Here is a 25,846-nt window from a genome sequence, read left to right as displayed (position 1 = left end):
CAGAGGAATGCGCGAAATTCTTGATAGCACTCCTACCGACTCCGCTGACCATCTGTTCGTGTTGCCCACCTTTCCAGGACACTTGAAGGAGACACCGATGGCAGACGATCCCAAGAAAACAGGGCAGGACCGCAAGCTCATTTCGCTGGAGGAACCCCACGAAATTCGGAGCTGGACGGAAGCCCTCGGCGTGACCGAGCAGCAGCTAAGGGAAGCGGTCGCAGCGGTTGGTCACTCTGCAGAGAAGGTGCGCGAACACCTTTTTGGCAAATGAATTCCGCTAGTTCACGCACGCGGCCGGAACGCGCCAAGTTCGAGGCGGATACGGCACGCTTAATCGAATCGATGGCCGGGTTAGCCCGCAAGCCCATGAAACGCGCATCGAGTATTGACCGCAGTACGGGGACCGCCAAAGTTACGCCCCTCGGCCGGCGCGGGGCGGTCCTAGCGAAGGAGCGCACCGTCGCGAAACTAGGTCCTTCATCACCTTCCGTCAACCGCAAGACGGACGGCTCGCGCAAAGGCTAACGAAATGGCCCGCCCAGAGGACAAGGGCAAGCGTCCAATCCGCAGCATGGCCCTGCTGATCCTTGCTGTGATAGTTGGGGCCATCGTACTCGTCTATCTGTGGATGAGGGAGCCGCCCCCTGGCGTCAAGCCATCCACAGGGGCGGCCCACGGGCCGCTTGACGTCGTAGCACAACATGGAAGGCCCCACCTACCCGCGGGCAGTGCCGCTTGACTCGTGCAACGGCTCCCTCTGCTTGTTCCGTGGGCACCCTAGTCGGAGCCCGCATGGGGCCGTCTTCTGGGTCCTTCAGTTATAGGGAAATTCACAACCTTATCCACAGAATCGGCGCGTAAGTCTCAGCCTACAGGAGCCGTCCACGGCTTTTTCAGCGGGGCAGCGGAGGCAGATCATCGATCAATGCAATGGTTTTTTGGAGCTGCAGTTTCACCTCTCGCTCAAGGTTTGAATGCTGCTTGACGACGCAGGCAACCTGGACCCAGGAAATTGCTGCCATAACGTACACGCCTGCTTCCATCCGCTCGCTCCGATCGCACAACGAAAGGCCCTCCGGCGACATGTAGTCCTTCCGGAGGGCCTCCGCAGCCTAGAGTACCCGTTGGGTTTTGCTAGGCCGTGTGAGAAATATCGCTCAGGCGGTCGCAGCTGCGATTCAGCAAGCGCCTGAAGGATGAGACAGACACCGCCTACTGAGCTTGACGCGCGACGTGCCGCTGTGCGCGCCAATCCCAGGGGGGAACCGGCGAGGCATCGGCCCACAGGCCACGTTTGCTATTTCGTGCGCGTGCCTCGACTTCGAGGAGAGAGCGGTCGATCAGATAGGTGCGGTATGCCCATGCCATCCCCGCCCCGACCATCGCGCTATTGACGCTTCTACCGTCGACGAGAACCGTCCCGATCGTCCTGCCGTATCGGTCTTTCCCGTTCTCACGGATGGTCACGACCTGACGAAACACGTACTCGCTCAGCGCTTGGCGCGATCGCGTGCCGAACGGCTGCTTCTTTTCCGGCGCGTCGATCTCTGCGAGCCGAACTCGCACGGGCGTCTGGTTCACGAGGACATCGATGGTGTCGCCGTCGAGCACGCCGACGACCTGGCCGCTGAAGTCTGCGCGCGCAGCGCATGACAGGAACAGCAGCGCGACGGCAAGCGTCGCTTGCATAGCGCGGTTTCTCATTTTTCTCCCTTGAAATTGACCGCGGCAAGGTATCACACCCAACGCTCAACAAGGGCGGCGGTGGCCGGTCATCGAGTACCTCGATGCTTCCCCTTGGCCGCGAGGCTTATCCCGTGCGCGGCGTAGCCGCGCCTCCCTGAACAGCCAACCCCGAACAGCTGAACAGCCCTGATGTGTCGCGTCCTACGGCGCGATGTGGCGCTCGCCGCGCGGCGGTTCTGTTTGCCATCAGCCCGCTGTCCCCGAAGACAACCGTTTTCATGAGTTCTTTCGCTTCATTCCGGTGAATTTGCTCCCCTGCTGCCGGGGGTCGGCTGCGCCTGCAAGGGGGTGTTCATAACGCTAGGCGCGTTACGAATGCTTCCCCCTTGCCCCCCCGTCCTCATGGGCGCCGCATGTCACCGGGCGAAAGAACTCAGGAAAACGGCGGCCAGCTACGGGTAGGAGGCCGATGCCAACAAAACCCTCTTCAGAAGGGCTCTGAATCTAGGAACCCGGCGGTTTTAGTAAGTCAGTCAGTCAAACATTTTTAAGGAACAGTCATGCAAGCATTTGAAGTTTTGTCGTCGTTGGGTGGTGTCGAAGTTGCGGCGGATGTCCGTACGTTCTCTGCTGTCGAAGGTGTCGAAATCGCAGTGCCTCTGAACTGCCTGTTTCTCTCCCCGTTCAATGTGCGGAAGATGCGCAATGCCCACAGCATCCCCGAGCTGGCCGAGCAGATCGACGCGGAAACCCTCTTGAACCGTCTGGGTGTGGTGGCGGAGGAAGCCAACGGTGCGACCGGGCGCTATGGCGTGGTCGCTGGCGGTCGCCGCCTCGCCGCGTTGCAGTACCTTGCCGAGAATGGCCGGATTGCCTTGGATGCCCTGATTCCCTGCAAGTCCTTCGACTCCGCCCGTGCCGTGGGCGTGAGCCTCACCGAGAACGCGGGCCAGGAAGCGATGCACCCGGCAGACATGGCCGAGGCGTTCAAGGCGCTGGTCGATGAGGGCAAGACGTTGGCACAGATCGCGGGCCGGTTTGGCGTGTCGGAACTGACCGTGGAACGTCGCTTGAAGATTGCCAACCTCGCGCCGAAGTTTCTCGACTTGTACCGTGCTGGCGAAATCGAGCCGAAGCAACTGCAAGCCCTGGCGTTGACGAACGACCATGCAAAGCAGGTCGCCGTCTGGGATTCGCTGGGTTCGCATCGTCGCAGCGCCTACCACCTGCAACAAGCCCTGACCGAAAGCGAAATGCAGATCACTTCGCCGCTCGCTCGCTTCGTTGGACTGGCGGCATACGAGCAGGCCGGGGGCGCCGTGCGCCGCGATCTGTTCGACGACGCCAACGGCGTCTATCTCCAGGATGCGCAACTCGTGCAGAAGCTGGCGGAAGAATCCCTCGAAAAGACCGCAGAGCAAGTCCGTGCGGCCGGTTGGAAGTGGGTGGAGGTTCGCCAGGATTTCGGCTACCAGGAGCGGGGCCGGTTTACTCGCAGCTACCCGTCGACTGCGAAGCCGACCGCTGGTGAACGCGAAGGCATGGAGGAAATCTCTAGCCTGTTGCAAGGGCTGGCTGCAGAAATCCGTGCGATCGAAGGGAAGTCGGATCAAGAGTTCACCGATGAAGAGCAAGCCCAGGTCGACGCCCTCGAAGAACAAATCGACGAGCTGCGCGAGCTGCATGCAGCCATGCATGACGCCCTGCGCGTTTGGACCCCGGAGCAGTTGGCAAATTCCGGCGTCGTCGTCACTCTTGAGCATGACGGCGAGATCGAAATCGTGGAAGGCCTTGTGCGTGCCGAAGACCGCAAGGCAGAAGCGGCCGCCACTGGTCGCCGTGAAGCGCCGGGCAGCGCTCCCGCCGCCAAGGCCGAATTCAGCAAGCAACTCACGCGGAGCATGACTGCGCATCGGACCGCTGCTGTCGCTGCTGCGCTGACCGACAACCCGCATGTTGCACTGGTCGCGCTGCTGCATCGCTTGATCCTGGCCGAAACCAAGTCTTGGTATCCGTCCCCAGTTCGCGTGTCGTTGACCAGCTCGACGAGCCGTGTTCGTGAACTGGCCGATGAGTTCGATTCGTCGATGGCTGCGCAAACCCTCGACTCGGCGCAGACCATGTGGGGCGTGCGCCTCCCCGGCGAACCCGCTGCCCTGTTCCGCCACCTGATGAACATGGACATGCAATCCCTGAACGAGCTGCTTGCCTTGCAAGTCGCCCGCTCCTATGACGTCATCACCGAAGACGTGTCGGGCAACTCGCAGCGCTTCGCTGCCGGTGCCGCCGTCGAAGCTGCCCTCGGCTTGAAGATGACGGACTGGTGGGCTCCGGACGCTGGCCGCTACCTGAGCCACGTTTCGAAGGCAAAGATGATGGAAGCTGTGACCGAGGCGTGCGGCGCAGAGGATGCACGTCCCTTGGAGAAGATGAAGAAGGCCGAGGCGGTTGCCGCTGCCGCTGCCAAGCTGGAGGGGACCGGCTGGCTCCCCGCCGCTCTGCGCGCTCAGAAGGTTGTCGAAGACATCGAAGAAGAAGACGACGACCAGGACGACGACGCATCCACCGAAGAATGACTGGCGGGCGCCCCGAGGCGCCGTCCTTGACCGGGCCCCTTCGGCCCGGTTTTTTTTCGCGCCGAGCCGCTCGCGGCTCGTGACTTGGCCAGGCCCTGCCCGGCAATTTTTGACGAGGAGAAAACACAGGTTTTTTCTCCTCGCAGGGCTGACAACATAAACACGTTGTCAACCCTACAGACAACCTATAATGAAACTGACGGGACAACCTATAAGGCTCGTCATTTCTTCAATCTTCAAGGGAGTGAAACCATGTCCAATGCGTCCGTCAATGAGGTCCGATTGGTCGGCAACCTCGGCAGTGATCCCGAGGTCCGTACTGTCGGCCAGGGCACCCAGGTCGCGACGATCAGTATCGCCACGACCTACCACCGTGGTGAAGACGAATTCACCGAATGGCATCGCGTGGTGCTGTGGAAGCACTTGGCCGAGCGTGCGCAGAAATATCTGCGCAAGGGATCGTCCGTCTACATCGCCGGCCGGCTGGCAACGCGCAAATGGCAGGACGAGAAGGGCGTCGATCGCTACACGACCGAGGTCATCGCGGAGTCGATGCAGATGTTGGGCGGCGGGCGTCAGGGAAATGCAGGGCAGGGCGGCGACGGTGCAGCCGGCGCGGCCGGCGAGCCGAAGCAGGATCGGCGTGCGCCCGCCTCCCAGGGAGCAGATCCCGCGCCCCAGGAGCAAGACGCCCCTTTCTAGAACGCGCAGCAGCTGACGAGATGCAGTGGCTTGTCCAGGAACGCGAGTTTGCGGATGCCACCATTTCGAAATCCATTGGCTTGCTCAATGGCATTCAATGGCTGCTGCGCACCGGTCGCACCGATCCTGAACAGCCCGCGTTCTCAGACGTAGAGGTCGCTGGCATGCTGGAGCTGGTCAAGGAACAGCTCGGCCTCGCCCTCCCTGCCGAACAAGAATCATGAACCTAATGACGCCCGCTCAATTTGCCGCCGCTGCTTCGCTTGCGCGCCTGTCGGAGGATCGCGCCGCTGTCGCGCGTGCCGTGCTGGTCGACGGCAAGCCCTACGCCGCTGCCGTCGCGCCCTATGGATGGAGCCGGCAAGCGGCCTACGGCGCGATCCTGTCGATTCGTAAGCACTGGGGTCGCTATGTCGCTGCACGTCAAGCCGAGGACGCTGCCGCTGCCCTCAGCTCGCCTGCGAGCGCTTCCTAAGCCATCAACGAGAGATTCAAATTGGAAAGCATCCAACGCAGGGAGTTCGCGCAGCTCGACCGCGCGCAGGTCCAAGAGGAAGTGATCCGAGCCGTTGAGGCAAATCCGGAGCCCTTCATCGAGCGCTACAAGGCGCATCCTGACAACTTCGGTGGCCGCTACGTATGCGCCGACAACTTCAAGGACACGTTCGACCAGTTCAGGGCATCGCCGGACGCCCGCAACCGCTACAACACGCCCGTTCACAACGCGGCAGCCGTGCTTTCATCGGAGCTGTACCGCCGCATGCTGCGCGACGACTCAGACCCGGGGCGCAACGAAGTGATTTTTCTCACCGGGGTTCCCGGTGCCGGAAAAACGAGCAAGGTGCTCTCAGCCGGAGTCCCGCCGAGGACGAGAGTGGTTTTCGAAGGGCAGTTGAACAGGCCCGAGCCTTCGATGGAGAAAATGCAGGCTGCGATAGACGCTGGTCTGCGGCCAACCATCGTGGCGGTGCAGGTGACGCCGGAAGTTGCCCTTGGCCGGACATTCAAGCGCTTCGAGGAATACGGCCGCGGTGCGAGCATCGCGGTCATGGCGGATATCCAGGGGGGCTTGCCTGAGGGCCTCCGGAAGATCCATGATCGGTTTGGCGACTCCGTAGGCCTCATCATTCATGACGGCCGTATAGATGGCCAGCACAAGGAATTTCACGGCTGGGAGCATGTCAAACAACTTTCACAGGAAGGAAATCATGAACGCATCGCACAACGCCTCCGTACTGAACTCGACCGCTACAAAGCCGAAGGCCGAATCTCGGAAGCTTGCTACCGTCAAGCCAACGGAGACGCCCCCCTCCCCCGATTTGCAGGCTTGGAGCAAGAAAGCTCTAGCCGCGTCAAACAGGATGTCGACCGACGAGAACTACCGCAAGGAAATCGCGAAGCGCATCCGGTAGCCGGCGAACGTCCCCCCCGGGCGCTGGCCTTCGAGCGGCTCACTGAGGCCGAGGGCCTCGCCCAGCATCCCGAGTTGACGGGCGCCTATCGCGAGCTGGCCGCGAAGCGCGCCGAAGCAGCTCAGCAGTTTCCCCGCAACGACCAGGCCCAGGCAGCGCACCTCGGCGCAGCCCGGGCAGACATCCAGCGCCGGCTAGACGACGGCCGCATTCCGCCACTACCGCCGCCCCCACCCGGTAAATCGGCCCAGGAGCGCGATCGATGAGCCCCACAGGCCCTTTTGACCCGATTGCAGGGGTCATCCCCTTTGACCGCCTCCCGAGCGCCCTGCAGTACGCTGCGGACGAGCTGAAGGCCGGGCGATCGGTGTTGCTCTGGCCGATCAACCACCAGGGCTACGTTATCGCCGCTCGCCACGGCGAATTCATCCCTGACGAGCCCAGGCATGATCCGTTCGCCGAGACCGTCCCCATGGAGCTCGAATCGCTCCCGGAGCGACGCCGGAACTTGATGTGCAGGTTGAAAGGCGGCACCTAGATCGAAATCCGGTGGCTTGGCCAGGTACTGCGCCTCCTCGACGGGGGTGCGGCGTACAGAAGAAAGGGAGGCCGAGGCCTCCCTTTTTCACTGGTGGGGCGACTGGTGGGGCGACTGGTGGGGCGACTGGTGGGGCGACCGGCGCCGAGTGCCACTACTCGTACAGGTCCGCCCGGATGATGTCGCCGATTGTGTGCTCGTCGTTTTCCGGATCCGGAAACTGGTCTGCGATCGCCGCACTGGCGTCGACCGCCGACATCCAGAAGTCCACGCGCATCTGATCGGGCTTGTCGCCCTCCTTGATGAACCCCAGTCGGACAGCCTCCTGCGTCAGCAGGAGCATCGGATCACGCGATGCTGGATCTTGACGAGGTCCGACCGGGTCAGCGTCTTCGTCCTCTGTCCCGGCCGCGCTTGCGAGAAAACCCATTCCCATGAATGACTCCTTTTGAGGCAGCATCGAGCATATCGGGGTCCGGTCCTGTAGGGCATTGGCCTGACCTTTCGAGTTCATCTTGCGTTCATGGCGCTATGGAAGATTTCTCTCACGCGGTGTCGGAGAACGCCACATGCCAACCCGAATCGAGTACATCCAACATCTGCAGGACCTGGCCGCCGCGGAGCGGGCAGTTGCACCCGATCCAGACTCGATTGGTAAGGAGAAAGGCATGGCCGACGATCCGAAGAAAACCGGCTTGGACCGCAAGCTGATTGCAATGAATGAGCCCCACGAGGTCCGCAGTTGGAGCTACGCCCTTGGCGTGACCAAGCAGCAGCTCGAGGAGGCCGTCAAGGCGGTCGGCAATAGCGCCGAAGCTGTGCGCGCCTACTTGAAGAAAAAATGAGCTTGAAGGTTCGCTGTGATCGTTCGCGTGCTCTTCATCGCTTGGGTCCGGCTACGGAGTTACCTCAGAGCTACAAGGCTCAGGTCATGAGCAGCAAGGCCGCCCGTCGCGAGTACCTCAAGGCCCTGGCCGACTTCGAGCGCGGCTGCGCGGAATTCTCTCAACGGATGGCAACGATCTTCGACCCGTTGCCGCCGGGCTCTCAGCCGATCCTGTCCCCCTTCGGGCCGCGCAAGCCTGCCAAGCGCGCCTCCCGCCGCACCTCTGGCGACAGCGCCCACCGGCGCGTCGGTTAGCCCTACGCGCGGGCTCTCGGCATGTCCGCCCATCGCGTCGTGTAGTCCGGGGTTTTCAGCGCTTGACGCATCGCCCAGCGCCGCGCGTCGCCGGCGAGGCCTGCGCTGGCCAGCTGCACCGACCCGCGCCCGTAGCGCATGTTCAGAGCATCCATCGTCGTCATCAGGCGGCTCCGATCGGAGCCAGGGTCATCCAAGTCCAGCTCGCATTGCTCGACCGCGCTGTCCTGCAGGTCCAGCAGCATGACGCCAGCTTTCGCGAACCGGTAGCCCGGTTTGAAGATTGCCTTGAGGCCGCCGATCGCGGCCGCGGCGATCAGCGCAGTGTCGGCCGTGGGACGCCGCAGCGGCACGGTGATCGACTTCGAGAACTGCTTGTCGTTCGCCCGGAAAGGCGACGTGTGGATGAACACCAGCACCTGGCCGGCGCGTCCGTCCTGCTTTCGCAGTTTCTCAGCCGCCCGGCCGGCGAACTCGCTCACCGCTTCGACCAGGTCGACCAGATCCGTGACAGGCTGGCCGAAGCTTCGGGTGCAGGCGATCTCCTTTTTCGCAGCAGCGACCTCCTCGAGTTCGATGCAGGGCTGACCCTGCATCTCGCGCACCGTGCGCTCAAGCACGATGGACCAGCGCCGGCGGACCGTCGCGGGATCCATCCGAGCGACGTCCAGTGCAGTGCGCAGGCCCTCGGCCTGCAGCTGGGCGCCGATGCGCCGCCCAATTCCCCAGATGTCCCCGAGATCTGTCGCTGCCAGGACCGCATCCAAGTCGGCGGCCGGCAGCGCCGCCAGGTTGCAGACGCGGGCGAACTCGGCCGGGTAGCTCCCCGGCTTCCGATCCGCCGACTTGGCCACGTGGTTTGCCAGCTTGGCCAACGTCTTCGTCGTACCTATACCGATCCCTGTCGGGATCCCGATCCACTGCAAGATGCGCTCGCGCATGCGATGCGCGCGCGCTGTCAGATCGCCTCGCACGCCGGCAAGGCCGATGAAATTTTCATCTACGGAATAGACCTCCTGCTCAGGCCCGAGGCCCGCGGAGATGCCCATCAGGCGATTGGACATGTCGCCGTACAGAGTGAAGTTCGCGCTCAGTGTGATGATGCCGGCGTCGGGGAAATTCCTCTGAATCTCGAATAGCGGCTGACCCATCTTGACGCCGAGGGCCTTCGCTTCGTTGCTGCGCGAAATCGCGCAGCCGTCGTTGTTCGAAGCCACGATCACCGGCCGCCCCTGCAGGCTTGGCCTGAAGCACCTTTCGGCGCTCACGTAAAAATTATTGGCGTCGATCAGAGCATACATGTCAGGTCACGAATCGCTTGATCGCGCTCGTTACGACGCCGCAGATGATGAGTTGCTGACCGTCCTTGAACGTCAGTTCGGGGAAGGTCGGATTCGCCGGCACGAGCTTGATTTTCCCGGCGCGGCTGTGCAGCTTTTTGACCGTGAAATCGCCGTCCACCTGCGCGACGACGATGTGTCCATGGACCGGCGTCAGCGCCCGATTCACGACCAGGATGTCGCCGTCGTCGATGCCCGCCTCCCGCATCGATTGCCCGCTGACTTGCCAGAAGAAGGTTGCCAGCGGATGCGTGATGAGCAGCTCGTTCAGGTCATGCCGTTTGACCGCGAAATCGTCGGCCGGCGATGGAAATCCCGCGCGCACTTTTCCCTCCACCATGGGCAGTGCCAGGTGCGGAAGCTCCCCGAAAACGGAGGGCGGGGCGTGGGCTTGGTTACTGTACATACATACAGCAGTATAGGGCGGCCCTTGGGCGGCGGGTGTCGGTTGCATCTGACCGTCCCGGATTCAGCTGGAGAACACGTGTTTGACGAGCCAGACGAGATTTCGGCCGATGGTGGTCACGGCGGCGATGGTCGCCAACAAGCGTACCGGCGGTTTTTTCTTCATGGGCAGCTCCCTTTGTTGCTCCCATCTATTTGAGTGAGATCGCAATGGTGGCTGGGCCCAAAAGCGCTCGTCTGCTTAAACCGTAGGCAGCACAAAACCTCTGCAACCCGCATGAACGCTAGGTTTTCGGAAAATAGTAACTCGTGTATCGATAGCTCTTCTGTTCAGAACCACCGGGCGTCGACCGGCCAAGCCGGTCCCGGGCTTTCAGTGCTCCACATCGAGCTCGTGCCGATCTCGACCCTGTCGGGCACCAATCCCTGACGCACGCGGCCTGGCGAGGCCGCACAAGTCCATCTTTGCAATCAAACCTCCGATGCCGGCGCCCACCGGCGCGGATCGAGCAGCGCAGCGGTCAACGCTCGGAGCGATCTTTCAGCTCTGCTTCTTAGGTTTGGGCTGGGGCGGGCGCGACGGTTGTTGTTGGGGCAACTCTGCGGGAGTCGCACCATCCGGGTTGGTGCCCTTCTGGGGCGGGGAGTCGGCAGGCTCCGGACTTCCAGGTGATCGAACGCCCCTGCGGGGCGGTTGTGCTGTGCTGGTCATCTACTGCTTCCCTGAGCGAGTGCAGTTTCTCGCCGGCGTGCCATGCAGCACCCGGACAACCTCGACCATTTGTGTAGGTGGGGCGCGCGCGACTCCCGATCAGCTAGTAGGGCAAGCCGATCGTTGGGGTTTCACACGAGGCGCAGGTCTAGGCGGCGTCCGAGCGCCTGTAAAGCGGTAGCGACTGTGTCGATCTTCGTCGGATGATGCAAGTCGATCAGGCGCGTAACCTCCTGCGGGCGCGCGTGCATCAGCCGGGCCAGTTCGGCCGGGCGCTTGCCTTGCGCAATCATCTCGTTCAACAGAAGCACCTTGGCGGCCACGCTCGCCGGCAGGTCTACAGTGATCTGTCCGCGCTTCGGTTCCGAGGGCGGCGGTACCGGCCGACGGTCCTCAAAGTAGAAATCCATCGCGGTCGTCAGCGCGTCAGCCGCGAGCGCAATCGCCTCGTCCCGATCCTGCGCGCCGGTCAGCGCCTCCGGAATATCGGGGAAAGAAACCATGAACCCGTCGCCATCGCGGGTCACGCGAGCGGGGTAGCTAAACATTTTTGCGAACCTCTAGTCTTTGATTCCGAGCTGCTTCAGGATGGCCTTGCGCAATCCCTCACCCAGCTCTTGGGCGCCGTGTCGTGGCAGCGTTGTCTGCTTCCCGTTGAGGTAAACCTTGGTGTGCTTCGCACCCTCAGCGAACGTCGCCCCCTTGGTGGCAAGGAAGCGCTTGAATTCCGACGATTTCATGGAAGAGCCTTTGGTATTTTTGATCTACGTGCATGAGCTTCTCCTTGGTGTTTCCGTGCGAATTGCACGCACCCTCTGCGGGGTGCAGGCTGGCGGGATATCCGTTCGCCCGTGGAAAGTATAAACAAAAATGTTGATGTCTGGCAACTAACGAGTCACTTTAGACGGCGGGTCGCCCATTCCACGGCGCGAGCACGGTTGATGGACAGATAGACCTCACTAGCTGACGCACGCGGCCCGGCAGGGCCGCACAAGTCCATCTTTGCAATCCTCCGACGCCGATGCCGGCGCCATGCGGGGTCGCTTCGCTCCAACTTCCCCTGTGTGGCTGATCTGCCCTTCGGTCCTCCTCTCTCCGACGCATAGCGCCATCCCTGCGCGTCCTGTCGTCCTCGTCCTCACCGGGTCTCTTCGCTTCGCTCTCGAGCTGCGGCTTCCGGTCGCCTCCCTACCGCGCCTGGCTGTCGCTGGCCATGCGTCGAGGCGGCTCCGAAGAGCAGATTTTTTCAACCACACCAGAAGGCCAGTCATGAGGGAAGCGACCACACGAATCACCAATACTCTTTTCACCGCGGCCATTCCTCCCGCACCTCCCGAGGCAGCTGAGGGCAGGGTGCCGTGCAACGCGGTTCTGAGCAGCGCTATCGCCCGCATCACCGGAGTTGGCGCGTACCTAGCACGCCCTTTGGGCGGCTTTTTCTTAGCGCAGGTGCTGTAGCCGCTGCCAAAACCGGTTGCCCTGTCGCTCGCCAACCGTCTCGCGATCAGGTGGCTGAGCAATCCGAAGCAAACGTAGCGGCTTTGCTGGTTCCCTCCTACGGATCGCGCTCCGCATCGATGGCACCGTAGGAATTCGTGGAGCTCAGGATGACAGCATATTTGGAGATTCCCATGATCCCGTCTCAGGCACCCAACTCCCCCGCTAGCGAACAGAAACCCGGTGACGAGGCGCCGCCGGGAACTGCAGGCACAGGCGAAGGCATTTGTCCGAAATGTGGCGGCAGCGGCCGCGCCGAGGGAGGCGAAGGCTGCCAAGAGTGCGAAGGTACTGGCAAGGTGGTGTCTGGAATCGGTGGGGGTTGACCACCCCAGGCGGAGACCAACCCATGCCCCAAGATACGAACATCCCGATCCCGCACAACCCGGAGTCGCCGCGCGCGTTCTACCAGGCGTTGGCCGAGCGAACCGGTGTGCTCGCGCCCGGCGCGACGCTCTCGGACGAGCTGCTGGCATTTGCCGAGGAGGTTGCAAAAGGGGCTGCGGGGCAGGCGCCACCGAGCGCGTAGCAGCGCATTGGAAACCCATGCGTCCAAGTTGTGTTCTCGGCCCGATTGTCACAGCGCTGCTGGTCATCGGCTGCGGGGGGAGCAATACCACCTCGAATGTCGAGTCTCCGGGGACCAAAGAAGGCGTCAAGACCAGAACGTTGGAGGCCGGAGCTGCAGCGCTGCAAGACAAGCCGCCGATCGAGGCCATCAACGCGTACCTCGACGGGTTTCACTTCTACAACGGCGCGCCCCGGCGCCAGATGGAAGCCCATCACTACTGCTCCATCCTCAACGAGGAATTGATCCAGTGCGTCATCTATGACGGCAACGTCAAGGAAGCGAAACTCATGGGGGTCGAATACATCGTCAGCGGACGACTGTTCGAGGCGCTTCCCGATGGCGAGAAGGGGCTGTGGCACAGCCACGTCCACGAGGTGAAGTCGGGGCAACTCATCGCCCCTGGCATTCCTCAGGTTGCCGAGCACGAACTCATGAAGAAGCTCATCGGAACGTACGGAAAGACTTGGCACACTTGGCACACAGACCTCCAAAACAATCTTCCCTTGGGGACTCCTCAGCTCATGATGGGATTTACGGCCGACGGACAGGCAGATCCCGATATGGTTGCTGCACGCGACAGGCGATTCGATATCACAAGTGCCGAAAAACGGAAAGACCGTGAATCGATTCCTACGCCGACGATTGCGAAGGGCGCGGATGGCTGGCAAGACGGCAGTGCAGTGCAGCTTTCCGAGCCGATAGGGCACGCACACGGCCAGGCGCAAGGTGTCAGCCCGAAGGTCACAACGCCGACCAAATAGCCCCCGCCAAAGGTCGTCTTTGGGGTGAGATCCCGACCGCTGGGCCTCCCCCCGGACCGAGAAATCCCAAAGCCGTCACTGAAGGCCCGGATCACTGCTTCGCGCTTGGTACTGCTAAGGCTTCTGGGGCGCGTCAATCAAGGCAAGAAACAGGGCCGCGCAGGCGGATGCTCACACGAACTCTCCCCTTGCACCTGCTTGTTCGTGGGTGCAACGGCCCAGTATGCGCGGACAAAGGGAGACATCAATGACAACGAGATGTGAGGCCGATCGGTCAAGCCGAACGCTCGCGCATAGCTCAGATCCTAGATTTCCTCGCTTGTTCGCACCACCACGGAGTGTCGTCGCCATGATCACCTTGCTTACCTCCCAGACCCGCATCCTCCCCCTGGTATTGGGCCTTGCCGTGGCCGCCGCCGCTATCAACGCGCCTGCTCAGCCCACCGGCAATCCGAAAGGCACGAAGGCCCCCTCGGTCGAAGGCAAAACTGATGTCCCGAAACCGGGGGGACGGCCGGAAAGTGTCAATCCTCTACCCCATCTCGATGAAAAGCTGGGGCCCTCCGAAGCGCGAACGCAGCGTACGCAGCCGCCTGGCGGCGGCACTGCCGGGGGATTGACACGCAAGAATCCCGCCGATGCAGATCCCTCCGCCAAGGGAACTACGGACCGCGGATCGGCTGCGCCTCGCCCGGCTCCCCCTTCATCGCGCTAGGCGAGGGGGCAACAGATCCCAAGGAGGGCGGCAAAGTTCGTTGTGACCTGGAATGATGAGACGTGAGATTCGACGAGCTCCCCGTCAACGCCAAGTTTCGGTTCTGGCGTCGGGGCACCGTGCTTACCAAGTCCTCTAAGACCGGCTACCTCGCTCCCCTGTTCCGGAAGGAAGAGCAGGCCGCGCCAGATGCCGAGGTGCTGCCCGAGGGCGAGTCCGCCTCCGTGCCGATTCCGCTCGACCCGCCACTGCCGCACCGCTGGCGGCAGAGCTAAACACCGAACTCGCCGTCAAGGCGGGTTGGCCGGACGCTTACGGATCCACTCCATCAAATGATGGATGAATCACAGCTTTGCCAGCGCCGAGTACTGGCGCACTCCTGGGGCTTGCCAGAAGAAATTTGTATGCCACCGCAACCACCTACTTATGTTTAGGAGCTTTGTCCTACTTTGTGCCCATCGCGCGCATGCGTTCATCGGCATGTTTTCAACTATCGGAGATGAACATGACAGCCATTACGGATTGGAGCGACGCCGTGATGGCGTCTCTCGCGGGGGCATTAGCTCTTTTCTTTGCAGCGATCCCGCGGGTCCTCGGGTTCGTAGTCATCATTGTTCTAGGTTGGATCGTTGCTTCATTGCTCGAGAAATTGATTCGAGGAGTGCTGCACGCTGTGAAATTTGAAACGCTGGCGCGAGAGGCTGGTTTCGCGGGTTTCGTCCAACGGATGGGTATCAAAACGGACTCGTCGGGCTTCCTTGCGTTGGTGTCAAAGTGGTTTATCCGCCTCATTGTCTTGGTAGTGGCTTTCGACGCACTAGGTCTTCCTGCGGTTTCTAGCGTGCTCCGACAACTGCTGCTATGGCTGCCCAACTTGGTCGTTGCTCTTGTTGTATTGGTAATAGGAGGCTTGCTTGCCAACGCAGCCTCGTCGCTTGTGCGAGGCGCGACATCTGAAGCCGGCTTTGACAACCCGAATACCCTTGCCAAGGTCGCCTCTGTCGCCATCTGGTGCTTTGCGATTGTTGTCGCAGTGAATCAAATCGGGATAGCCGAAACGCTAGTCAACACCCTGTTCATGGTCGTGGTCGGGTCGGCTGGCTTGGCGGCAGCCATTGCCTTTGGATGGGGGGGACATGGCGTTGCCGAAGAAGTGGTGCGGAAATGGTATCGACGCGGCGAGGAAGCTGGGCCGAAGATCGCCACCGCGGCGGATCATGCGAGCGCTCAACTCAGCTCCGACGCTCCTTTACCTCGGGCCACCGTCTCAGGGCGCGCCGAGAAACCCTAGTTGGAATAAGCTTCAAACTGTCATGACGGCTGCCCGGAGTATGGGCGGCCGCCCTTAGGCACGGCCTTTGATCTGTTTCCGGTCGTAGCCAAGGAGCTTCATCGCCCCTGCCAAGGATTGGCGTTTTTTCCAGTAGCCGGCCCAAGGGTCCACCGCCTGAAACGATAGGTGTTCGCGTGCCGTCGCAATGGTCCAGTGAGACCCGCTTTTAAGCTTGGCGAGATCCTCCCAGACAATTGGCATGGACACCCCGAGCCCGGGCCGGGCCCTGGCCGAGAAAGCAGACGCGGTGGTCGCGCCATGGCCATTGCGCAGGTAATCAACAAACAACTTGCCGAGCCGGTTGGATGGCCCACTTTTGGCCACGAACCTGGCGGGGATTGCCCGTGCCATGTGCTGTACGACGGCCTGCGAGAACCCTTTGACCGTTCCGTAGTCGAGCCGCGGCGTGATCGGCACTACTACGTGCAGCCCTTTACCGCCGCTTGTCTTCAGCCAAGCTTCAAGACCGAGTTCTGTCAGCAGCGCTCGCACGAGTACTGCGGCTTCCTGAACGTGCTCCCAGCTCGTGCCTTCTCCCGGGTCCAAGTCGAAGATCACCCGGTCGGGCTTGTCGATGTTCTTGGCGGTGGAGTTCCAGGTGTGAAACTCGATAACGTTCATCTGGGCAGCAGAGGCAAGGGCGCGGGCGGAGCCGATTTCGAGGAGTGCACCGTGACCAGGCCACAGGGCGGGATCGAGTTCTTTGACGCCAGGGATGCTGATTTTTTCGTCGTGCTTCTGGAAGAACAGCTCGCCCGTGACGCCGCTGGGTCCTCTGACGAGAGAGCAGGGCCGGGCCTTGAGATGGGGCAAGATCCATTCCGCCACCGACTCGTAGTAGCGCACCAGATCCAACTTTGTCAGGCCGGTGCTCGGATCGATCACGCGGTCGGCGTTGCTTACCTTGATGCCGCCTGAGCCTGCTCGCCCAGCAGGCGCCAAGGGGGCACCGACGTCGAGGGCTTTGGCGGTTTCACGCACGATTGCCTTGGCGGGTTTGTCGCTGCGCAGCGCCACAAAGGAAGCATGCCGGATCTGGCCGTCCGGCGTCCACTCTGCGAAGTTCACCTCGGCCACCAACTCGGGCCTGACCCACCGCTCGCTGCCCGGAGCACGTTTGGACCAGCGTCCTGGCTTCGATGCGCCGGCGGCGAAGGGCGGCTTGGGGACCTCCATCTTGGCTAATTTGCTCTTCAGCTCAGCTGCAAACTTGCTGTCCCATCCGGTGCCGACGCTGCCGGCCGAGATCAGCTCTCCGTTGGAGCCATGTACGCCAAGAAGCAGGCTACCGATTTGGGCAGCTCCATCCGAGCGGTCGGTGTAGCCAGCGATAACGAATTCTTGGCGCTGCTTGCACTTGAGCTTCAGCCATGTCTCGGTGCGTCGTGAGGCGTACGGAGCGTCGACCCGCTTAGCAATCACGCCTTCAAGGTTCATGCGGCAGGCCGAGGCTAGTACAGACGCCGCATCGCCTTCGAAGTCCGCGCTGAAGCGCACGTGCTCGCTGGCTTTTTCGTCAAGCAAGGCCTTGAGCAACTGCCGCCTGGAAGCAAGGTCGACGCCGCGCAGGTCGTGGCCTTCGAAGTAGAGAACATCAAAGAGGAAATAGACGATCTGGGCATTGCGTGCGCCGTTGTCGAAAGCCTTCTGCAGCGCGTTGAAATTCGGCAGCCCCTTGTCATCGAGCACGACGATCTCGCCATCGAGCCAAGCCGACTGGATACCCATTTCTTCGAGCTCGGCCACGAGGCCCGGCATCTTCGAAGCCCAGTTGTGCCCTCCTCGCGTGATGAGGCTGGCCTTGCCGTCTTGAAGGCGCGTGAGGATCCGATAGCCGTCGAATTTGATCTCGAAAATCCACTTCCCTTTCGCTGGAACGCCCGTGGCCAGGGTGGCGAGCTGAGGGCCGATCTTGGCGGGGAGGGGAGCCTTCACGGCGCCCGGGACGCGCGCGTTTTCAGCTGCAGCTCTCTTTTCCCCGGGCACCTTCTTCTTAGGCGTTGGATGGGCCGAGTCCTTGCCCGTTCCGGAGCTGGGCAGAAGAGGCTTCGCGATCACGCTGTCTGGAAGAGCCGAAACGACGTCGTAATCGGCCTTCGACCTGGCGAACCCGTCGCGCTTTTTGAACAGGATCCACGGCTCCTGCTTCTCCCCGCCTTTGGCGATCTTGACCAGTTCCCACAGCCCCACCATTTTTTGACCGTGCAAATGGAAAAGCAATTTGCCCTTCTGCAGGCCCTCGCGGGGGTCCCCCACGGGCTCCCAGGTACCGTTGTCCCAGACGATCACCGTACCAGCCCCGTACTGTTTTGGAGGAATGGTCCCTTCGAACGACCCATAGGAGAGGGGGTGGTCCTCGACGTGAATCGCCATGCGCTTGTCCGTCGGGTCGTAGCTGGGCCCCTTGGGTACCGCCCAGGACAGCAGCACCCCGTCGAGCTCAAGTCGGAAGTCGTAGTGCAGCCGGCTGGCGGCATGCTTCTGGATCACAAACGACAGGGCCTTGGCCTGCGTGGCCGTTCGCTCGCCGCGCGGTTCCGAAGTGACCGCGAAATCTCGCTTGGCCCAATATTTTTCCAGCGGGTCACGGCTGGGGCTTCTTGCTTCTGGCATGAGATGAATCTACGGCGGCATCCCAGTGGCGTCGAGCGCCGAAGGCGCGGACGGATGTCGGACAGCTAGCAATAGGCCATCGAGCAGCAGCCTCTCGAAGCCTTGCTGTACTTCAATCGCGCAGTGGCGCTTGAAGACTTGAAGCGTTCGGTGAAGCACTCGAAAGCTACGACTTGGCTCTGCAACTCGATCCCGAACTTGCCGATGCACACTTCAACGCTGGCCGCTTGCATGACGAATTAGGCCACCAGCAGCGAGCCATCAGGCACTACAGCGCCTACAGAAGACTGTCGAGGTGACGTGTGATTAGGCCAATCAAGCAATGCCCTCCGGGCAAAACCACAACGTCTGGCCAAGGTTGCGAGCGATGTTGAACTCGCGTAGGCGTCCCGCCGGCGGGCGGGCGCCTTGTGGCCGCCGGGAACGACTCGTTGCCAAGGAGCAAGACGGCTTCGTCTAGGACGTATTGCAGCGCCCAGCGTGGAGCTCGTCCGACGTGCTACATTTCGCGTCGGCACTCTGTCCCGTGCCTGCTGCTCACCTTGGCATACCCGTTTGGGACGGACACTCTCCCTGCGAGAAAACCATCCAGATCCACTGTCTGCGGATCCGGCAGTGAGCACCTGGGTCCGCTTACAGATATAGGAATCTGTGATGCGTTTCATCCCTACTTTTGACCCACTTGTCGAAGCTCTCAAGAAAAAAGCCAAACAACAGCAGCGCAAGAGCGGCGGCAAGCATGCCGACCTTCTAAATCGCGTCGCGCGTAGCGCCGGCTACGACCACTGGCACCACGTTGTCCAGTGCAACAAGTTGACAACGGGCAAGCGCGGTGCGGAGGCACTATTGGCCGAGTGCGTAGCAATCCAAGAAGCGGAGCTGCGAGGCGAAGTCAAGATTGTGATGACTGGGCCAGAGGTCGGAATCGGTCCATTCGTGTTGTTCTCCACAGGCATCGGCGATGCTTGGATGCTTGCTCCTGAGGAGGGGGGAGCGGCTTGCCTTGTCTGGCGCTCGGAGGCGCGACCACCCCGGATCACCGAGACGACTCGGCACATTGAGATTGGATGGGACGGTCGCTACGAGCTACTGGGTGCCTTCATGCACGTAGTAACAGAGGCCGAGGGGATCGGGGCGCGTGCAGTGGCAGGCTACCCTCTCGATGGCATACGCAGCCTCATCGATCGGGCGTTGTCCTTCGAACGTAAGTTCGCAGCTGTGATCGAGCAGGAAGACGCCCTGGAGATGACCGAGGAGGTTATCGCTCAGGTCGTACGCCTCGGCTGGGAGGAGGCCAAGGTGCGAGAGTTCGCAGCCCAAGGCTATCGGTACTCTCCATCGAGGAACACGATGTTAGGGCCGGTCATGACAAGCGATGACGATCTAGACGAACTAACTCCATGAGAGCAGCCGCCTTCCGGCTTAAGGCGCACAGGACCTCGTCCCCCAGAAGGCGGACTGTAGCTTTGGGCGCCCGAGGTCGCGATCACCCAACTCGTCGATCAGCCATCGGTATACTCCCCCGCCTTACCAAGACACCGCCGTGACCAAGAAATCAATTATCGACAGGACGGCCTTCAATCCGAACGCGGCGCTACCGTTTGAACTCCGGATCAGCGACTTTGAGCATGCGATTCAGGACATCTACGATTTCTTCTACGATGTGAACACATTGCTGTCCGAGAAGGGCTTGCACCGCCTGGATGACATGATGCGTCCAGCGGCAATGTCCGGGCTTATATCGGATATGGTGACTGCCTCGCTCGCTAAGTTTTCCCGTTCATTGGTCGAGAACCAGCACTTCAATGGGCATCCGGACTTGATCCTGCGCGGTAAATACGCAAAGGACAGCATCGCCTCCGGCTCGCACGGCATCGAGATTAAAAGCACACGAAAAGCAGGCGGCGCAGTAGACACACACGGGGCACGGAAGCAGTGGATGTGTGTATTCGTCTACGAGGTTGATAACAATACCGAGCCAGCGTCGGACAGGGATCCAATGCGCTTCACCGAGATCTACCTTGGTGAGGTAGAGGAAGCCGATTTTCGCAGCAACGCTCGCGGCGCCCTAGGTACACGTACTGCGACCCTCCATAAGGAAGGGATTGCTAAGCTACGTACTACCTGGGTTTACAAGATCTCCGCTGCATAGAGAAATCTCAGTCTTCTTGCCTTGCGGGCAGCGAGGCAAGCTTTGACACTGCCTTAGTCGCCAAAGCAAAAAATTCCGCGTCTAGTTCCACTCCGCAACTGTCATATCCCACTGCATTGGCAGCGGCGAGCGTGGATCCGGCGCCCATGAACGGGTCTAGGACGATTCCTTCACCAAGAGGCAGCACCGCCCGAACCACTTGGCGCATGAAGGCCTGCGGCTTAAGAGAAGGATGTGGCGCGATCTTCTTTTCACTCGCAGGCGTCGGGTGCGATTTGATTAGATCGCCGAATGGCCGTTCTGCTGACGGTCGCCGAAAACCACCTGTGTTCCATCGACGGAGATTGTCTTGCACCCTGCCGTCAAGCGGCGTGCGCAATACCACCCAAGGTTCCCACTGCGACCGAGGCATCACTGAAACACCGTCGAATTCCTCGTGCGCGTTTTTAGGGCGATCCCCGCCCCGCATGGTCATGACCTGTCGTGCGATATAGCCGCGCAGCTCCAAGCCCGCCTGCCCCATGGCCTCGGCCACGATGTGCGCGAGAAGGGGGTTCGACGCTATGACGATGTTTGCTCCTGGCACTGCCACCTTAGCGACCAGCATTCCCAAACGCTTGAAGAAGGCATGAAGTGCCTGGCGGTCGGCCTCCGTGAGGGTCGTAAATCGGGGCAAGGGGGCTCGCTGGTGCCCATCGAAGGAAGGCGGGATCCGCCAAACGCCACCCTTTCCGGATCGTAGCTTTGCTGTTTCCTTGGCGGTGTACTCCACTAGGCCATATGGCGGATCAGTCACGATCGCGTGAACCGAGGCAGGTTTTTGCGCAGCCAGCCATTCAAAACAATCGCCTCGGTGAAGATGCGCTTGGCCGACCTTCACTACCTTTTTTTCCGCAACGGGACGCTGCTCGAGCTGCACGGAACTCTTGAGACGATAGCGTCCGCGGCCTACGCGCTCGAAGGTCGTGGGTGTGTTTAGGCTCAGATACGACCGAACTGAAGAGGTAGGGGCCGGCCCCACAGATCGATGGACTGCGGCCACGATTTCATCCGTTGACGCCTCACTACCAACCATCGCCAAGAATTCGATGATCGAATCTCTTATTACGCCCGGAGCCAACGACATGCAATCTCTTCGTGTTTGTGCTGAAGCTCACAGTGTAATGGCTCAAGACGTCTAGACGTCAATCTAGGGGAAAAAATGCCGGCTTCGAGCTCTTACGGTTCTTGCCGCTGGATGGGTGAAACGAGCGTCGGGGGCTGCGGGCGTCGACCGGCGTAGGCGGTCCCGGGCTTTCAGTGCTGCGCATCGAGCTCGTGCCGATCTCGCCCCTGCCGGGCACCAATCCCTGACGCACGCGGCCCGGCAGGGCCGCACAAGTCCATCTTTGCAATCCTCCCTCCCAGCGGCGCGAGATCGGGAAAGGTGGGGGTTGAGAGCGTCGCTCGATCGTGCCCCCCTTTAGACTCGGCCCTTCGCCACTAGGAGTGCACACGCAGCAACGAGCCATCAGGCACTACAGCGCCTACAGGAGGCTGTCCAAGTGAGGCCGCGCTAGGGCGATCAGTCGTTGAGAAAGCTGTCGCGAGCGTATTGGCGAGGGGCTCAGCGCGCAGCCGCGCAGCGCTGTAGAACCTGCACCCGAAAACACATCATTCGTCCTCTTTCGTACCCTCGCCTCCAAGGACCGCCCTGACCGTCGCCAGCAGAATCATAGTGTTCAGCAAGAGCTTATTCGGCGCCTTGGCGTATTCGACGTCCAGCTCCACACGCCTTGCATATGACAGCCGGCCACGGCCGCTCACTTGCCACAACCCCGTGATGCCTGGGCGAGTAGAGCAGTAATCAGCCCAGTTGTCGCCGTACAACTCCCTTTGTCGCTCCATGCAGGGGCGCGGGCCTACGAGGCTCATGTCGCCCTTGAGAACGTTCCAGAACTGCGGCAGTTCGTCGAGGCTCAACTTGCGGATGATCGCGCCGATCGGTGTGATGCGCGGGTCCTTCTCCAGCCTTTGGAAGGTGTCCCACTCAGCCCGCGCCATGTCGTTGCGGCTCAGAAACTCATCCAGCACGGCGTCCGAGTTGCGCACCATCGAACGAAACTTGTAGAAGCGAAAGCGCTTGCCATCTTCGCCAATGCGGGTCTGCCAGAAATGCACTGGGCGCCCCATGCTAATCATTACGCCCAGCGCAACGAACAAGTACAGCGGCCCAAACAAGGTAAAGAAGACCAATGCGCCGACGATATCTACCACCCTGACAACGCGACCGCTCGGCGAGTCAAAGAAGCGGCTGGGCTTGGTGTACTGCCACCAGAGGCTGCATGCAGCAAGAAACGGCGAGAACTTGCCCGGCATGTCGTCGAGGATGGCGGACCATTCCTCCAGCATCCGTTCCCGCATTTCGAGAGGTGCAGACGCAACAGCCCGAGCGAGGACCTTGCGCGCCAACCAAGGGAGCCAATCTTTGAGTTCGTTGAAGGCTAGCCCGCCGATAGCCGCCGCTGCCGCCCACAAGTATTCGTTCATGCAGCGCTCCTCAGTTGCATGGACAGAGCGGTTCCTGGGCTACCCAGCAGCTGGTATGCCACGCGCTGACCTTGTCCGGTAATGCGGTAGAGCCGCCGACGTGGGCGGCCTTCTTGTTGGGGGTCGACTTCTTCCCACTCGCTCGTCAGCAAACCTTCTTTTTCAAAGCGCATGAGAAGCGGGTAGAGCGTCCCGGACGAGACCTCAGCGGCCTGCATGAGATCGTACCCGTGCAGCTTGTCGGCCGGGCTCTTCATGAAAGTGTTCAAGATGGCTAGTCCTTTGCCTGAGATTCGCATTGGGGGGCCTTTCGTGTGCTTGATGCGAAGTCTACATAGGGTCCGCCGAAAAATCTACATAGGGTATGTCGATTTTGTAACGAACACATCGCAGCCTGCTGATCCTCTCGGACAGGTGCCAAGGGGGCAGACGAAGCCGCCGCTTAGTCCGTGTCGACCGGGTGGCCGGTCCCGGGCTTTCGGTGCTGCGCATCATCGGCTCGTGCCGATCTCGCCCCTGCCGGGCACCCATCCCTGACGCACGCGGCCCGGGCAGGGCCGCAGAAGTCCATCTTTGCAATCAATCCTCCGACGCCGGCGCCGGCGTCGTGCGGGGTCGATCGCTCCAGCTGGTCACGTGTGGCTGATCTGCCCTTCGGTCCGCCTCTCTCCGACGCATAGCGCCATCCCTGCGCGTGCGCTCGTCCTCGTCCTCACCCGGTCCCTTCGCTTCGCTCTCGGGCTGCGGCTTCCGGTCGCTCCTCCCTACCGCGCCTGGCTGCCGCTGGCCATGCGTCGAGGCGGCTCCGAAGAGCAGATTTTTTCAACCAAACGAAAGGCCAGTCATGAGCGAAGCGACCACACGAATCACCAACACACTTCTCACCGCGGCCGTTCCTTCCGCACCTCCCGAGGCTCACCAAAGAGCAGCTGGGGGGAGGGGGGCAGGGAACCTGTCGAAACTCCCCGTGCTTTGCTATGCGCTGGTGCCGAGCAACGAACCAGGACGGCGAATCGCTCTGATCAAGGCAGGTGAACGCGGCTACTACGTGACCGATTTCGACGGGCAGGCGATGGAGCTGGCCGAGGCGCGGATTCTGGTCGACCGCCTCAACGTCCGGATGGGCGTGACCGATGCGCAGCATCAAGCCATGGTCGCCGGCGCGGCCTTCGGGTTCCATGTTCCCGCTGCTGACCCAGACCACCCGTCGAACGGGGGCACCCTGCGGACGGTAGATGCCTCGATGGTGAATGCAGACGAAGGATGTGCAGCATGAGCGCGCAGCACACGCCGGGGCCGGCGATGCCCGAGGGCATGCAGGCAGTTTCCAAGGACCAGTTTTTCGCATTGCTGAGCGCCGATCCGCGCGACATCATGCCGAGCAACCGCGCGCCGGATTACACGACCTGGGAGACGAAGGGGCGCGAAGTCTGGGGCTGGACCACACCCGGCTGGAAGGTTCCCCGGGCGCCCGTGCAATTCGCGGTTCTCCGCAGCGCTATCGCCAAGACCACCGGGGGAGCTGTATGACTCGCATCGAGCTCGACGGCGACACGTGGACGATCCTGGCCGAAGGTGTCACCCGCGACGGAAAGACCTACTGCCACCTTGCCAGCACCACGCGCAGCCGCCAGCAGCGCAACGGCGCGGTGCCCCTGCAAATGGGCGACTGGATCGATCAAGCCTTGATCCAGGCCGCTGCGGCACAGCGGGAGGGAGCAACGGACGTCTTCGACCGCATGACGTTCCAGGCCGCGCGAGATCGCGCCGAGGCACTGTGGGAGGGCTCCAGGGTCGCAAGCGAAGCGTTCGGGGCTTTTCCCCGTGGCGCGATGGGCCTGACGCCCGACGCCCTGAAGGCGTCGCCTGAATGGAGGGCGGCAAAGGCGGCGAGCGATGCTGCACTGGGCCGGCTGCGCGATTTCAATCGCCAGTACACCAAGAAGTTCAAGCTGGAGATTCGCGCTGCGCGGGAATCGGAACGCGCAGCAAAGGCGTGCGCCTCGTGACCCGCAAGGCATGCACCGAAGTTCGCGTAGGCGTCCCGCTGACGGGCGGGCGCCTCGTGGCCGCCGCGCGCGAACGCGGCTATCCCGTCCTTTTCTCCGCGAACGCATTCGCCAGGAACTACCCGAAGGGCCACGAGCGCGAAGGCTCGTTCAAGGCTTTCCGCCTGCCCGACCCGCTCCAGTTCGAGGGCCTCGATGCAGCTCTCGACTCCGCAGGCTACGTCGCTGCCGTGGCGCACCGCGACTATCGTTGGAGCGTCGAGGATTACTTTGACCTGGTCGCCGCGCACCCGTGGAAATGGGCGGCATCCATGGACTACTGCTGCGAGCGGGAAATCGCGGGCGATCGGCCGATGCGCCTGCTTCGCATGGCGGCAACTGCATTCATGCTGGGGCGCTGCCGCGCCGAAGCTCGTGGCCGCGGCCTGCAGGCCCCGATGCCGGTCCTGCAGGGCTGGACACCCGATGAATACGTCACATGCGCCGAATGGCTTCCGCTGACCGAATGGCCCGAGCTAGTCGGCATCGGCTCTGTGTGCCGCCGCCAGATCGACGGCAGCGACGGCATCCTGGCCATTCTTGAGGCCGTCGACGCAATCCTCCCGGCACATACTCGGTGCCATTTATTCGGCGTGAAAAGTACCGTGCTGGAGCTGATCGCAGATCACCCGCGCGTTGCGTCGGTGGATTCGATGGCTTGGGATGTGCAGGCTCGGGTCGAGCGCCGCACCGGGCGTGACATGGACTTTCGTATCAGCCACATGGAGGCTTGGACCACCAAGCAGCAGCGGATCGCGAGCAGCGCGCGCCCTGGCGCGACGGGCGTTCAGACAATGCTGTTCGACCCTGCAGCGTTCGGCGGCTTGAACGACCACGAAGCGCTTGTGCTGGAAGGACTGGCACTGCAATACGCCGAGCTGGTGATGAGCGGCGATATCGACTACCTCGATGCGGTCTCTCAATCGATGCGCGATGGCGTGACCGTCATCGCCATCCTGCGGAACCAAGGCCTCACGCCCGAAGCGCTCGAAGCCTTCGACGACATCATTGCCGGCTTCGCTGATCGCGTGCGTCCATGGGCAGAAATCTAGTCGTGGTTTTTTCACGAATGTGACCGCGCCTTCATGCTGGCTCCTCCGCCTCTTGCAGTT

Annotated in this window: 31 protein-coding genes; 20 read left to right on the top strand and 11 right to left on the bottom strand. The window is 61.7% G+C overall.

All coding sequences use genetic code 11. The features are described 5' to 3' along the window. Window positions 1–97: 97 nt before the first annotated feature. Window positions 98–274 (top strand): DUF3606 domain-containing protein, encoded by a 177-nt coding sequence (locus QTI33_RS32190; RefSeq protein ID WP_286510643.1) that lies wholly within the window; start codon window positions 98–100, stop codon window positions 272–274. A gap of 622 nt (window positions 275–896) precedes the next feature. Here the strand turns inward: QTI33_RS32190 and QTI33_RS32185 are convergent. Next, complete coding sequence (locus tag QTI33_RS32185) at window positions 897–1,046, bottom strand: hypothetical protein (RefSeq protein WP_286510642.1); 150 nt, start codon at window positions 1,044–1,046, stop codon at window positions 897–899. A 169-nt stretch (window positions 1,047–1,215) separates the two neighbouring features. After that, entirely contained in the window at window positions 1,216–1,692 is a 477-nt protein-coding gene (locus tag QTI33_RS32180; protein ID WP_286510641.1) for a thermonuclease family protein, read from the bottom strand. Window positions 1,693–2,249: 557 nt separating this feature from the next. Here QTI33_RS32180 and QTI33_RS32175 point away from each other — a divergent pair. The 6 genes from QTI33_RS32175 to QTI33_RS32150 all read left to right on the top strand — a co-directional run bounded on the left by QTI33_RS32175 (window position 2,250) and on the right by QTI33_RS32150 (window position 6,917). Further along, on the top strand, window positions 2,250–4,265 hold the full coding sequence (locus tag QTI33_RS32175; protein WP_286510640.1) for a ParB N-terminal domain-containing protein: 2,016 nt from the start codon (window positions 2,250–2,252) through the stop codon (window positions 4,263–4,265). Between the two features lie 252 nt (window positions 4,266–4,517). Next, complete coding sequence (locus QTI33_RS32170) at window positions 4,518–4,967, top strand: single-stranded DNA-binding protein (RefSeq protein WP_286510639.1); 450 nt, start codon at window positions 4,518–4,520, stop codon at window positions 4,965–4,967. Window positions 4,968–4,987: 20 nt separating this feature from the next. Then, complete coding sequence (locus QTI33_RS32165; protein ID WP_286510638.1) at window positions 4,988–5,191, top strand: hypothetical protein; 204 nt, start codon at window positions 4,988–4,990, stop codon at window positions 5,189–5,191. Beyond that, the gene (locus QTI33_RS32160) at window positions 5,188–5,442 is read left to right on the top strand and encodes a hypothetical protein (RefSeq protein WP_286510637.1); all 255 of its coding nucleotides are present in this window, start codon (window positions 5,188–5,190) and stop codon (window positions 5,440–5,442) included. Before QTI33_RS32165 ends, QTI33_RS32160 begins: the two co-directional genes overlap by 4 nt. 21 nt (window positions 5,443–5,463) lie before the next feature. Continuing rightward, entirely contained in the window at window positions 5,464–6,645 is a 1,182-nt protein-coding gene (locus QTI33_RS32155) for a zeta toxin family protein (RefSeq protein ID WP_286510636.1), read from the top strand. Next, window positions 6,642–6,917, top strand: coding sequence for a hypothetical protein (locus tag QTI33_RS32150; RefSeq protein WP_286510635.1), 276 nt, complete (start codon window positions 6,642–6,644; stop codon window positions 6,915–6,917). The genes QTI33_RS32155 and QTI33_RS32150 overlap by 4 nt, the downstream gene beginning before the upstream one ends. 154 nt (window positions 6,918–7,071) lie before the next feature. Here QTI33_RS32150 and QTI33_RS32145 read toward each other — a convergent pair whose 3' ends face one another. Further along, a complete protein-coding gene (locus QTI33_RS32145; protein ID WP_286510634.1) occupies window positions 7,072–7,431 on the bottom strand; it encodes a hypothetical protein in 360 nt (119 codons plus the stop codon). A gap of 55 nt (window positions 7,432–7,486) precedes the next feature. On the opposite strand from QTI33_RS32145, the gene QTI33_RS35310 reads away from it, so the two are divergent. Both QTI33_RS35310 and QTI33_RS32135 read left to right on the top strand, forming a co-directional pair. Further along, on the top strand, window positions 7,487–7,762 hold the full coding sequence (locus tag QTI33_RS35310) for a DUF3606 domain-containing protein (protein WP_444814919.1): 276 nt from the start codon (window positions 7,487–7,489) through the stop codon (window positions 7,760–7,762). 86 nt (window positions 7,763–7,848) lie between these two features. Beyond that, window positions 7,849–8,058 carry a hypothetical protein gene (locus QTI33_RS32135; RefSeq protein WP_286510633.1) on the top strand — a complete coding sequence of 70 codons (210 nt, stop codon included), beginning with the start codon at window positions 7,849–7,851 and terminating at the stop codon, window positions 8,056–8,058. Between the two features lie 2 nt (window positions 8,059–8,060). Here QTI33_RS32135 and QTI33_RS32130 read toward each other — a convergent pair whose 3' ends face one another. From QTI33_RS32130 to QTI33_RS32115, 4 genes are all read right to left on the bottom strand, one after another. Then, window positions 8,061–9,359: a Y-family DNA polymerase gene (locus QTI33_RS32130; RefSeq protein WP_286510632.1), complete on the bottom strand. Its 1,299-nt coding sequence runs from the start codon at window positions 9,357–9,359 to the stop codon at window positions 8,061–8,063. A gap of 1 nt (window position 9,360) precedes the next feature. After that, window positions 9,361–9,738 carry a LexA family protein gene (locus QTI33_RS32125; protein WP_286510631.1) on the bottom strand — a complete coding sequence of 126 codons (378 nt, stop codon included), beginning with the start codon at window positions 9,736–9,738 and terminating at the stop codon, window positions 9,361–9,363. Window positions 9,739–10,646: 908 nt separating this feature from the next. Next, a complete protein-coding gene (locus tag QTI33_RS32120; RefSeq protein ID WP_286510630.1) occupies window positions 10,647–11,063 on the bottom strand; it encodes a type II toxin-antitoxin system HicB family antitoxin in 417 nt (138 codons plus the stop codon). Between the two features lie 12 nt (window positions 11,064–11,075). Then, a complete protein-coding gene (locus tag QTI33_RS32115) occupies window positions 11,076–11,255 on the bottom strand; it encodes a type II toxin-antitoxin system HicA family toxin (RefSeq protein ID WP_286510629.1) in 180 nt (59 codons plus the stop codon). 1,106 nt (window positions 11,256–12,361) lie between these two features. On the opposite strand from QTI33_RS32115, the gene QTI33_RS32110 reads away from it, so the two are divergent. The 4 genes from QTI33_RS32110 to QTI33_RS32095 all read left to right on the top strand — a co-directional run bounded on the left by QTI33_RS32110 (window position 12,362) and on the right by QTI33_RS32095 (window position 15,350). Next, window positions 12,362–12,541 (top strand): aminoglycoside phosphotransferase, encoded by a 180-nt coding sequence (locus QTI33_RS32110; RefSeq protein WP_286510628.1) that lies wholly within the window; start codon window positions 12,362–12,364, stop codon window positions 12,539–12,541. A gap of 17 nt (window positions 12,542–12,558) precedes the next feature. Next, the gene (locus QTI33_RS32105; protein WP_286510627.1) at window positions 12,559–13,344 is read left to right on the top strand and encodes an OBAP family protein; all 786 of its coding nucleotides are present in this window, start codon (window positions 12,559–12,561) and stop codon (window positions 13,342–13,344) included. An 834-nt stretch (window positions 13,345–14,178) separates the two neighbouring features. Further along, complete coding sequence (locus tag QTI33_RS32100) at window positions 14,179–14,334, top strand: hypothetical protein (RefSeq protein ID WP_286510626.1); 156 nt, start codon at window positions 14,179–14,181, stop codon at window positions 14,332–14,334. Between the two features lie 230 nt (window positions 14,335–14,564). Then, on the top strand, window positions 14,565–15,350 hold the full coding sequence (locus tag QTI33_RS32095; protein WP_286510625.1) for a mechanosensitive ion channel family protein: 786 nt from the start codon (window positions 14,565–14,567) through the stop codon (window positions 15,348–15,350). A 54-nt stretch (window positions 15,351–15,404) separates the two neighbouring features. On the opposite strand, the gene ligD is transcribed toward QTI33_RS32095, so the two are convergent. Beyond that, entirely contained in the window at window positions 15,405–18,005 is a 2,601-nt protein-coding gene (gene ligD / locus QTI33_RS32090; RefSeq protein ID WP_286510624.1) for a DNA ligase D, read from the bottom strand. A gap of 173 nt (window positions 18,006–18,178) precedes the next feature. Here ligD and QTI33_RS35230 point away from each other — a divergent pair, with 173 nt between their 5' ends. From QTI33_RS35230 to QTI33_RS32080, 3 genes are all read left to right on the top strand, one after another. Next, window positions 18,179–18,304, top strand: a complete 126-nt coding sequence (locus QTI33_RS35230) for a hypothetical protein (RefSeq protein WP_353506370.1) — start codon at window positions 18,179–18,181, stop codon at window positions 18,302–18,304. Window positions 18,305–18,659: 355 nt separating this feature from the next. Further along, on the top strand, window positions 18,660–19,409 hold the full coding sequence (locus QTI33_RS32085) for a hypothetical protein (RefSeq protein WP_286510623.1): 750 nt from the start codon (window positions 18,660–18,662) through the stop codon (window positions 19,407–19,409). Between the two features lie 139 nt (window positions 19,410–19,548). Beyond that, window positions 19,549–20,157 (top strand): hypothetical protein, encoded by a 609-nt coding sequence (locus QTI33_RS32080; RefSeq protein ID WP_286510622.1) that lies wholly within the window; start codon window positions 19,549–19,551, stop codon window positions 20,155–20,157. Between the two features lie 7 nt (window positions 20,158–20,164). On the opposite strand, the gene QTI33_RS32075 is transcribed toward QTI33_RS32080, so the two are convergent. From QTI33_RS32075 to QTI33_RS32065, 3 genes are all read right to left on the bottom strand, one after another. Beyond that, window positions 20,165–21,076 (bottom strand): DNA-methyltransferase, encoded by a 912-nt coding sequence (locus QTI33_RS32075; RefSeq protein WP_286510621.1) that lies wholly within the window; start codon window positions 21,074–21,076, stop codon window positions 20,165–20,167. A 734-nt stretch (window positions 21,077–21,810) separates the two neighbouring features. Beyond that, window positions 21,811–22,686 (bottom strand): sugar transferase, encoded by an 876-nt coding sequence (locus QTI33_RS32070; protein WP_286510620.1) that lies wholly within the window; start codon window positions 22,684–22,686, stop codon window positions 21,811–21,813. Next, on the bottom strand, window positions 22,683–22,955 hold the full coding sequence (locus QTI33_RS32065; protein ID WP_286510619.1) for a PadR family transcriptional regulator: 273 nt from the start codon (window positions 22,953–22,955) through the stop codon (window positions 22,683–22,685). Before QTI33_RS32065 ends, QTI33_RS32070 begins: the two co-directional genes overlap by 4 nt. 575 nt (window positions 22,956–23,530) lie before the next feature. Here QTI33_RS32065 and QTI33_RS32060 point away from each other — a divergent pair. From QTI33_RS32060 to QTI33_RS32045, 4 genes are read left to right on the top strand one after another with little or no spacing between them, the layout of a single operon-like run. Next, entirely contained in the window at window positions 23,531–23,962 is a 432-nt protein-coding gene (locus QTI33_RS32060) for a hypothetical protein (RefSeq protein ID WP_286510618.1), read from the top strand. After that, entirely contained in the window at window positions 23,959–24,216 is a 258-nt protein-coding gene (locus QTI33_RS32055) for a hypothetical protein (protein ID WP_286510617.1), read from the top strand. The genes QTI33_RS32060 and QTI33_RS32055 overlap by 4 nt, the downstream gene beginning before the upstream one ends. Next, the gene (locus QTI33_RS32050) at window positions 24,213–24,695 is read left to right on the top strand and encodes a hypothetical protein (RefSeq protein ID WP_286510616.1); all 483 of its coding nucleotides are present in this window, start codon (window positions 24,213–24,215) and stop codon (window positions 24,693–24,695) included. The genes QTI33_RS32055 and QTI33_RS32050 overlap by 4 nt, the downstream gene beginning before the upstream one ends. Further along, window positions 24,692–25,786, top strand: a complete 1,095-nt coding sequence (locus QTI33_RS32045) for a deazapurine DNA modification protein DpdA family protein (RefSeq protein WP_286510615.1) — start codon at window positions 24,692–24,694, stop codon at window positions 25,784–25,786. Before QTI33_RS32050 ends, QTI33_RS32045 begins: the two co-directional genes overlap by 4 nt. The last annotated feature ends 60 nt before the right edge of the window (window positions 25,787–25,846 follow it).

Origin of the sequence: Variovorax davisae (assembly GCF_030316845.1) — a bacterium.
GTDB classification, from domain to species: Bacteria; Pseudomonadota; Gammaproteobacteria; order Burkholderiales; family Burkholderiaceae_C; genus Variovorax; species Variovorax davisae.
Note: the sequence above shows the minus strand (reverse complement) of the source record. Positions and strands in the feature narration are given on the sequence as shown.